Here is a 9,109-nt window from a genome sequence, read left to right as displayed (position 1 = left end):
AGTTAACGAAGAATTTAATGATGTCTGGAAAGAGGGGCAGCAACTCAAGTTGTCCGATCTGGAATATCGTATCCTGAAACTGCTGATGAGCAAACGCAACAAAATATTTTCTGCCCAAAATATATATGAAAGTGTGTGGGGAGAGCCTTATTTTTACTGTTCCAACAATACGGTTATGGTGCATATTCGGAAGCTGCGCTCCAAAATCGAGGATGATCCGGCACGTCCGGTTTATATACAAACGGAATGGGGAAGAGGATATCGATTTGGCGCATCGTAAATTTACGCTAACCAAAAAACTGGCCATGCTGATCATGGTTGCTGCGATGGTGAGTGGTGCGGTCTTTCTGACGTTGCAAAAGATATCCGATGATCTGATCGACGGATATCTGAGTTCGGATGAGTATTACCAGAAGGAGTCAGCCAGATACATTCAAAGATTCAGCAAGTATGTTTCAGTGAATGAGTTGTCTACATCCGATCGGAAAGCTTTTGGCGAGTGGGTCAGAAAAGAAAACTACATTATCCTCACCATATTCAAGGACCAGGTGCTGCAATATGATTCCAATTATTCCGTTGCAGACGAATCGGCTTATGGAAAGGAGAAGGTGACTCAGTACGCTCAAAATCATTCGCATCCGGTCAAGTTCAGCGATGGTGAAGGACGAGTCATGATCGACGGTTTCTACTCATCCCGATATTATGATCTGGCCTTTACACTGGAGCTGCTTGGTGCAACCCTGATCTTTCTGGTCATTGTTCTCTTCGGCATTCGCCAAAGTCTCCGCTATCTGAGAACGATTCACCAAGAGATTCATATTCTTGAGGGCGGCGAACTGAACTACGAGATGACGATAAAGGGGCATGATGAGTTAGCGATGATTGCAGAGAGCATTGAGGAGCTGCGGAAAGCTTTTCTGGACAAACTTAAAGCTATCGAGGAATTGCAAGCAGAGAGCCGCAGTCTGGTTACCGAAATGTCGCACGATATACGTACACCGCTGACGTCGCTGATCATGTATCTGGAGTTTGCCAAGAAAGAGGGAAGCGAAGCGGAAACCGGCAAAGATCGTTATGTAGCCAATGCTTATGGTAAAGCACTGCAATTAAAAAGCTTGTCTGACAACCTGTTTGCGTATTTCCTGCTGGACAAGGAACATAAGGCCGATCTGGAGGCCGTTGCAGTGAAAGAAGTGATCTATGATCTGATATCAGATCAGATTGCCATCCTTCATCAGGAGCATTTCCGGGTTCATATTTCGGGCGAGCTGCCGGAAACCTATATTAACGTGAATATGGAGGAGCTTGGCCGTATATTTGATAATGTGATGTCCAACTTATTGAAATACGCGGATCCGGAAGAAGAAATCAGCATCCTGTTTGTATCGGATCAAGAGATATTTGAGATCCATATTAGCAATACGATTAAACATACGGATGTAACACCGGAAAGCAACGGACTCGGTGAAAGAAGCATTGCGCGAATGATGTCCCGCATGCAGGGTCAGTATCACAGTAAACAAGAGAATTCAAAGTACTACACCGTGTTACGATTTTGGAACGCCAAGACGTAGGCTGCGAACAAACACCACGAATATATTGAAATAGGAGGAAACACGATGAAATTTTCCAACAAATTCAAAAAGGTGCCTTACCTGTTACAAGCGCTTCTCAATGTCTGCCTGTTCCTCCTGGCGATAGCCTTAAGCGCACTTCTGATCAGCGAGACATGGTACATTGTGCAATTCGTATACAATTCACTGTTCAACAAAGTGGACAGCTATTATGAGATGCTAGGAGAACTGCTTATATTCTTCTTGTACTTTGAGTTCATTGCTTTGATTATCAAATACTTCAAATCAGACTTTCATTTCCCGCTTCGCTACTTCATTTATATTGGCATCACGGCTGTCATTCGTTTGATTATCATCGACCATGATCAGGCGATCTCAACGCTCTGGTGGGCGATGGCCATTCTCGTGATGATCTGTGCATTCTTTATTGCCAATAGACGAGAGTCTGTTGAAGCACATTAATAAACGACAAAACACAGCAGAAGTCACACCTATGAAGACGCTCAAAAATAGTCAGGGTGTCCTTTATTTCGCTTTATAGATGGTAAAGTGAACCGTATCATAAGTAACGGCAAGTTTTTGGGGGAGAAGCGTGTAACCGGTTTTACCGGGCAGAATAGCTTGACTTGATGTATAAGGGATAATTGCATCGGTGACGTTCGGGAACAATGTTAACCTGTAGCATAAATAAATCTGATCATCCCACTGACTCAGAATTTACTTAGCCTTCCGAATCATAACACGAACTAATGTTCCGACTATGTACTTATCTCAGAAAAATAACTGCCTGACGGATGGAAGTGCAAGCTCAATACTAAGTAACCTGCAAAACCTGCATGTGTTTTATCGGAATCGGTCGAATTCCATTCAAGGAATCTCCTGAGCAGAGTGGATAGCCAAAACGATTGTTCTTGTCGAAAGTTGTTTCTGAGTTAACGGGATGATCAGATAGGGAAAATTTAATTATAACCAAACTTTGTAGTTTGCTAAATTAACCATAAATACTATCATTGTGGTAACTTCGATTCGAAAGTGAGTGGTAATAATGACAATGACCATAATCCTTCAGTCAGTACAATTCAAGGTGCGGAAGGGATCGTTAAATCATTAGTCCCTTCCGTGTAAAAAACGGAGGGAAAAAGGTATGTCTTTTGATTCTTACGGTAAATTAAGCAACGAAGTGTATGACTTTACGAAACCGGTCGGTCATTCGATTGGAGGGGATTTAGAGTTTTACTTGGAACGGCTCCAATCATGCCGTGGTCGTATTCTTGAGCCAATGGTTGGCTCCGGCCGGTTTCTAATTCCGCTGCTTGAGGCGGGTCATGTTGTGGACGGCGTCGACGCATCGCCCGACATGCTGGCTTCCTGCCGCAAACGCTTAGAGGAACGGAATTTAAATGCGGATTTATATGAACTGAAATTGCAAGAGCTTAGCCTAAGCCATCATTACGATGCTATTATCGTCCCTGCCGGATCGTTTCTTCTAATCGAAAAACGTTCAGAATCAATCGATGTCTTAAAGACCTTCTATGACTTGTTAAATCCGGGTGGACGTCTCATTGTCGATCTTGAAATGCCGCATAGTCCGACCTTTAATTTCGAGCAGGAATGGAAGTGCTCTTATACGCTGCCGAACGGGGATGTCATTACGCACCAAGGCAGGATTGTGGAAGCAGACTTGTTTAACCAGTATCACTTGATTCTGTCGCGCTACGATAAATGGAGGGACGGGATGAAGCTTCAAAGTGAGCATGAGCGGTTCGCCATGCGCTGGTACGGTGTAGAAGAATTCCGTTACATTTTGCAGGAAATCGGGTTTTCGGATATTATCATATCCGCAGATTATGTTTACGGTGTGATGCCTACGAACAGTAAGCAAATGTACACTTATGAAGCGATAAAGAAATAAAAGAAGTCGGAGCTTTTCCGGTGCCGTTCCTTAGCTCCGCATTCGTGCCGACCGATTCGATGCCAACGGTCGTTAGGGTCTTTGCCAATAACCAGCCAGTGACCTCAATCGTGGAATCCATTCGGGCCCTGCTGTTAGGGCAGCCGGTGGGCAATGATATATGGGTCGCGTTTGCGTGGTGCGTCGGAATTATGTTTGTGGCTTACCTCTTTGCGATACGCGCGTACAAACGGATAGCAGCTTAGCGCACATGAATAGGAGAGCAAAGCGAGATCAAAGACAGGGCCATCCAGCAATGGATGGCCATTAAACTTGCCGTTTCAGACAGCGCGGTGAACCTTACCATAAGTAACGGAGAAAATGATAGTTTGAACTACAGCAGGAGCAGTTGCCGTGACGGCTGCTCCTTTTGTCATTGGAGTAACGGGAGGATGCGTTCGGCTGCCGAGGAAGCTGAAGTTGGCATGGGGAACACCGCCTTACCTGGACAGCGGCAGCTCAGGACGCGAAATAGAATCCTGTTCGGTAGCTGCCGACAATCGGAAAGACGACTGATTGAACTTTGCCGCCACCGTCCGTATACAATCTTTCTTTATCGGCCAACTTGTCGGTCGTCATCATTGTCGCGTTCGACGTGTGATTGTCCCCAGCCAGATAGCGAGCTCATAATCGGAATTAAAGTCTTACCGTAATCACTAAGAGAGTATTCCACTTTAGGGGGAACTTGCGGATATACGGTTCGAATGACAATACCGTCTTCCTCCAGCTCCCGAAGTTGTTGTGTAAGTACTTTTCGTGTTACGTGCGGCAAAATGCTCTGTAATTTTCCGAAGCGCTCTGTTCGGCCGATCAGGTGCCTAAAGATATGCGGCTTCCACTTTCCGCCGATTACGGCCAGAGCCGCTTCGATCGGACAGTAACTTTTTTCCTCCTCCATATTCTATGCTCCTCACTGTTACAAAATGGATACCATGTTACTCCAAAGTGCGTTCTTGTGAGAATGCTATCAAGAAAATATGATTTAAGCAACACAAGCAATATAAGCTGAATTGACGTTTGGACGGCAGAGCATTGAGGCAAAATCTTTGAGACAAGGGAGAGAATTCAAATGTCAAAATCATTGATGAAGGCAATACGTGTGCATGAATACGGCGACCTTGGCGTACTGAAATTGGAGGATGTGGAACGTCCAGAGCCGCAATCCGGCGAAGTTCTTGTCCGAGTTGCATATGCGGCAGTGATTCCATTGGACTGGAAAATTCGCAGTGGAACGGTAAAGGATATATTTCATCAGCCGATGCCATATACTCCGGGAGCCGTTTTTTCCGGCATGATTGAATCCGTGGGTGGCAATGTAACGAAATTCAAAACGGGAGACCTTGTTTTCGGCAAGATGAACGGTTCATATTCAGAATATGGGATCGTTCCGGTTTCAGTACCTTTTTTAAACGGAATGTTTCATGTGCCCCAAAATCTTAAGCTTGAAGATGCAGCAACGATTGGGGCGGGGGCCGAATCAGCTTGGAAGGTTTTGTTCACAGAAGGAAATTTGGCATCCGGTCAGACCGTTCTGATTCATGCTGCGGCTGGCGGGGTAGGACAATTCGCTGTTCAGCTTGCCAAATGGAAGGGCGCCAAAGTGATCGGCACTGCTTCGAGCTTTAATCTCGATTATGTAAAATCATTGGGAGCGGATCAAGTAATAGATTATACGACGACGCCATTTGAAGAAGTCGTAAAAAATGTCGATCTGGTAATAGATACGGTTGGGGGAGTTACGCAAGATCGATCATGGTCGGTATTGAAACCAGGTGGATGCCTCGTCTCGTTGGTGCAACCGCCGTCCCAAGAGAAAGCGCGCGAATTTGAAGTAACAGCCAAAGTTAGCACCGCGTTTCCTACTTCTGATGACAATATAGCGGTAGCGCAATTGCTCGCGGATGGCACAATCAAAGCGGAAATTGACAGGATTTACCCACTGAGCGAAGTAAAGGAGGCACACTTGCGAAGCGAGAGCAGGCATAGTCGCGGAAGAATACTATTGAATGTTAATCCCGTTTAATTAGCAATACCTTTATCGAAAGGGCGGGCGTATGTTGTTGTAAGAAGAAGTGGAAAAGATCATTCAGAGGATGGGGAATCGAACGATGAAAATCATTGTTTTCGGAGCAACGGGAAATACGGGGAAGAGGGTACTTGTGCAAGGCATACGAATGGGGCATAAAATGACTGCCTTCGTGCGCAATCCGGAAAAGCTGTATGAGCAGCATGGTGGGCAGGTCGCTGATCAAATAAAGGTGATTGTGCAGGACATCATGGATCCGGGCAGTGTCTTTGCGGCTCTGGTAAATCAGGACGTCGCCATTATCGCAGCCGGTCATGCGGGCCAGGGAGAAGAGTTCGTTCGTATCGTCGACAACATCGTCAGCCAATGTGAGAATCATCCTCAGTTTTCGGGGCGGGTATGGTTGATGGGAGGAGCCGGGCTGCTCGATATTCCGTACACCGAACTCATGGGCAACAATTTGCCGGGCTTTCCGCCAGTGTTCCAATATCATAACCGCAATTTGGACCGGTTGCGGAAGACCGGGATTGATTGGTCCGTGATGTGTCCCGGAACGATGATCGATTCGAAAGCTGATTTGTCGCAGGTTCGTTTGCATGTTACCACAGAAGTATTGCCCATACCGATTGCGGAGACGATACGGGAGCTTTCCGAAGCCGAAATTGCGGGCCACTTATTCAGCCGGCTTCAGGAACTGGATGTGGCATATGAGGATGTCGTGAATTGTATGCTGAACCATCTCGATCTTGGGGGGCCGTTTAAAGGCAAAAGGGTTGGTCTCGCTTATCGAAACGAGATACCAGTTCGCTAATCGGGGAATAGGAGTTGATCGCTTGTTCGGATGGTTACTTGTTTTGCATGTACTCGCTGCGGTCGCAGTGATCGGTTCCGCCTTCTTGGGGCCGATCATCCGCAGATCGGCTAAAACCATCGCCCAGCTTCGCTTTATTTTCGACATTACGGCTAAGGTTGCCTGGTATTTTAAAATTGGTGGCGTGGTACTCGTGCTGACCGGTATTTGGCTTATGGTCACTGCCGAAATGGGGTTCTCTCAAATGTGGCTGAACCTCTCCATCCTATTATCGCTGATGTTGGTCGTCACGATTAGCGGATTGATCGAACCGCGTATAAAACAGATCGCCCGAATCGCGTCGGAAAGCCAAGGTCCTGAATTATCCGCCGATGTCCTGCTAGCGATGCGGAAGCTTGCGCCCTTGGAGACGACTGCCCAACTGCTGAGTCTAGCCGTAACCGTGCTGATGGTTATTAAGCCGGTGAGTTAGGACTCGAGAGAAATATTGTCCTAGGCTTAATTACTAAACCGGTGTAATAAATAGAGCAACAGCCGCAGTTGGCGTTCCAGGACCTGATTAGCAGAGATTAGCGATTGCAATAATGATAGCAACCAAGAAAGGAGCTGCCGCGGCCAGCTCCTTTCGCTTTTTCGCCGTTATGACCGTTAAGGGGAACCGTATCACAAGTGACGGCCTGCTCTATAAACGCAGGTTAGATTTACTGGAATACTAAATAATCCACGTAAGCATCCCAAGTCCCAACATCGGTGGTAAGGATTAGTTTAACTTCTTGACTTCCAGTTGCATGAGTGATATTGGACAAGGTTTGGGTCGTCGGCGTAGTTCCGGTAAAGTAAAAGGAACCGACTGTCGTTCCGCCTATTTGTAAATCTACCCTGGCTGTGCCGCCATTACTCGATGCGCCTTGCAGTGAAAAACTGTGGGTGGAGCTGGTGAAATTCTGAGTGAATGAAGCAGAATCGTTATTGGCGTATAAAGCAACGCCATTGAAGGGAGAGCTGATCTTCCCGGCGTAAGGACCGCTGAGAGTCATATTCTCTGTTTCAACTCTTGTACCAGTTGTTCCAGTCGTATTGGGTGTAAACTGCCAGTAGTCAATATTAAATAAGTAACCTGTACCTGTTCCGGTAAACACGAAGTAAACGTTGTGGACACCGGTTGCACCGCTGACAGTCGTTGTTAGTTCCCGCCAGTTTTGCCACCCTCCTGTAGAAGGTACAGGAAGGGTGCCGACAAGAGTGCCGTTTACACTGTCAAGACGTATTTCAATATTGCCTCCTGCAGTTGCCGATGCTACATTTGCTTTAAACGTCTTGGCTCCGCCGGTACCGAAGTCAGCGTTTCCTACTGCTACCCAGTCTCCATTATTGATATATCCCACATTAAGATTATTTACCGGTCCGCCAGCTGCTTGAGTTGTCTCCGTTGTAATACCTGCGTTCCACCCGATCGTTTCAGCCTCGTTCCTGACGTATGGATCAAGATTGGCGATCTGAGGGATGCCGGCCATATCTCCCTGAACCTCTTGTATAGTTCCATCAGGATTATAGAACAGCTTATTGATATGCGGAGAACGGTATCCTTTTCCATCTCCCAATTGAGCCTTACTGACCGTTGAGGCATGGTACACGACATACCATTGGTTATTAAAGTTAAACACGGCATGGTGGTTGTTTCCGCCAACTCCGAAAAAGGTATATGGATTTTTCAGAAAATGACCTGTATAGGTGAAGGGTCCCATAGGACTGCTGCTCACCATATAGCCGATTTCGCCTGCCGGATAAGCTGCCGGGTGTGTACCGGAGAAATTGATGCAATAGGAGTAATAATATTTGCCGTTATACTTATGAATGCCGGAATCTTCAAACATGTAAGGAGCATCAATGGTTACTGCGCTTCCATTAATACTAATCATATCCGCGCCCAATTTCAAAACTCTGGCTGTTTTCGGATTTGCAATTGATGCCGGATCCGAGGTATTGGGTATTCCTCCGCCGCAGTACAGATATCCTGTGCCGTCATCATCCACCAATACTGCCGGGTCAAATAGCCATGTAACTCCAGACATTCCGGGCGTACTGCCGGTAACAAGAGCTTTGCCGAGCGGATCTGTCCATGGTCCTATAGGATTGTCTGCAGTCAGCACGCCAATACCTGATGCACCATTTGCGAAATAAAGGAAGAATTTATCATGACCATTTATCGTTTTACGTGCGACGGTCGGAGCCCATGAGAGTGATGCCCATTTTGCAATACCGCTGCCATTATTGGCATTATTATATCCTGCTACCGGAATGGAACCGTGATCCGTCCAGTTCACCATATCGGCAGAAGATATAACGTTTATCTTAGTGAGCGCACTAAAATCATTATCTTTAACCGTTCCGTCACTATTATATACATATGCATCGCTCGACATATAGACGTAGACTCTTCCGTTATAGGTCAGCGCAAAGGGATCAGCCCCCAATTTATGGTCCATAAGGGGATTTGAATACCCTGGAAGCTTTGCGATTGCACTGTTAGCGGCAAATGCAGATGTCAATGGCAAACTGCTCAGCAGCAATGTAAAAAATAACAAAAACCCAATCATTTTCTTGCGCATTCATGTACCACCTCCAAAATAAGTTGTTCTTATTTTTGTAACCAAGCTTGGTTTGCTCATGACCCTCGCTTCAGTAAGAAAGTCCCCCCCTTTCCATGCGAAAAAATGAAAACGGCGCAAAACTTCCTGTTTCGATAG

The 9,109-nt window shown here is 46.3% G+C and carries 9 protein-coding genes and 1 pseudogene; 8 read left to right on the top strand and 2 right to left on the bottom strand.

All coding sequences use genetic code 11. The features are described 5' to 3' along the window. From GE107_RS09125 to GE107_RS09105, 5 genes and pseudogenes are all read left to right on the top strand, one after another. A partial coding sequence (locus tag GE107_RS09125; RefSeq protein WP_219639360.1) for a winged helix-turn-helix domain-containing protein occupies nucleotides 1-280 on the top strand: 280 nt, incomplete at its 5' end. Then, on the top strand, nucleotides 267-1,574 hold the full coding sequence (locus GE107_RS09120) for a HAMP domain-containing sensor histidine kinase (protein ID WP_219639359.1): 1,308 nt from the start codon (nucleotides 267-269) through the stop codon (nucleotides 1,572-1,574). The genes GE107_RS09125 and GE107_RS09120, both read left to right, overlap by 14 nt. 45 nt (nucleotides 1,575-1,619) lie before the next feature. Then, nucleotides 1,620-2,036, top strand: coding sequence for a phosphate-starvation-inducible protein PsiE (psiE, locus tag GE107_RS09115; RefSeq protein WP_219639358.1), 417 nt, complete (start codon nucleotides 1,620-1,622; stop codon nucleotides 2,034-2,036). A 682-nt stretch (nucleotides 2,037-2,718) separates the two neighbouring features. Beyond that, complete coding sequence (locus GE107_RS09110) at nucleotides 2,719-3,486, top strand: class I SAM-dependent methyltransferase (protein ID WP_219639357.1); 768 nt, start codon at nucleotides 2,719-2,721, stop codon at nucleotides 3,484-3,486. Nucleotides 3,487-3,506: 20 nt separating this feature from the next. Continuing rightward, nucleotides 3,507-3,731, top strand: a pseudogene (locus tag GE107_RS09105) (ABC transporter permease); the annotation flags it as partial. A 347-nt stretch (nucleotides 3,732-4,078) separates the two neighbouring features. Here GE107_RS09105 and GE107_RS09100 read toward each other — a convergent pair. Beyond that, complete coding sequence (locus tag GE107_RS09100) at nucleotides 4,079-4,423, bottom strand: winged helix-turn-helix transcriptional regulator (RefSeq protein WP_219639356.1); 345 nt, start codon at nucleotides 4,421-4,423, stop codon at nucleotides 4,079-4,081. A gap of 171 nt (nucleotides 4,424-4,594) precedes the next feature. Here GE107_RS09100 and GE107_RS09095 point away from each other — a divergent pair, with 171 nt between their 5' ends. The 3 genes from GE107_RS09095 (at nucleotide 4,595) to GE107_RS09085 (ending at nucleotide 6,834) form a co-directional block, all read left to right on the top strand. Further along, a complete protein-coding gene (locus tag GE107_RS09095) occupies nucleotides 4,595-5,548 on the top strand; it encodes an NADP-dependent oxidoreductase (protein WP_219639355.1) in 954 nt (317 codons plus the stop codon). 85 nt (nucleotides 5,549-5,633) lie between these two features. Further along, nucleotides 5,634-6,362, top strand: coding sequence for an NAD(P)-dependent oxidoreductase (locus GE107_RS09090; RefSeq protein ID WP_219639354.1), 729 nt, complete (start codon nucleotides 5,634-5,636; stop codon nucleotides 6,360-6,362). A gap of 22 nt (nucleotides 6,363-6,384) precedes the next feature. After that, complete coding sequence (locus GE107_RS09085) at nucleotides 6,385-6,834, top strand: DUF2269 family protein (protein ID WP_219639353.1); 450 nt, start codon at nucleotides 6,385-6,387, stop codon at nucleotides 6,832-6,834. A gap of 229 nt (nucleotides 6,835-7,063) precedes the next feature. On the opposite strand, the gene GE107_RS09080 is transcribed toward GE107_RS09085, so the two are convergent. After that, nucleotides 7,064-8,971: a carbohydrate-binding protein gene (locus tag GE107_RS09080; protein WP_219639352.1), complete on the bottom strand. Its 1,908-nt coding sequence runs from the start codon at nucleotides 8,969-8,971 to the stop codon at nucleotides 7,064-7,066. Nucleotides 8,972-9,109 lie beyond the last annotated feature (138 nt).

It is taken from the genome of Cohnella sp. CFH 77786 (genome assembly GCF_019400745.1).
Classification (GTDB): domain Bacteria; phylum Bacillota; class Bacilli; order Paenibacillales; family Paenibacillaceae; genus Cohnella.
This window is presented reverse-complemented; position numbering and strand designations above follow the sequence as displayed.

What these genes read in the sequence shown, in the direction of transcription:
- GE107_RS09090 (WP_219639354.1), top strand. Translation starts at nt 5,634, where the DNA reads ATGAAAATCATTGTTTTCGGAGCAACGGGAAATACGGGGAAGAGGGTA.
- psiE (WP_219639358.1), top strand. Translation starts at nt 1,620, where the DNA reads ATGAAATTTTCCAACAAATTCAAAAAGGTGCCTTACCTGTTACAAGCG.
- GE107_RS09110 (WP_219639357.1), top strand. Translation starts at nt 2,719, where the DNA reads ATGTCTTTTGATTCTTACGGTAAATTAAGCAACGAAGTGTATGACTTT.
- GE107_RS09080 (WP_219639352.1), bottom strand. Translation starts at nt 8,971, where the DNA reads ATGCGCAAGAAAATGATTGGGTTTTTGTTATTTTTTACATTGCTGCTG.
- GE107_RS09095 (WP_219639355.1), top strand. Translation starts at nt 4,595, where the DNA reads ATGTCAAAATCATTGATGAAGGCAATACGTGTGCATGAATACGGCGAC.
- GE107_RS09100 (WP_219639356.1), bottom strand. Translation starts at nt 4,423, where the DNA reads ATGGAGGAGGAAAAAAGTTACTGTCCGATCGAAGCGGCTCTGGCCGTA.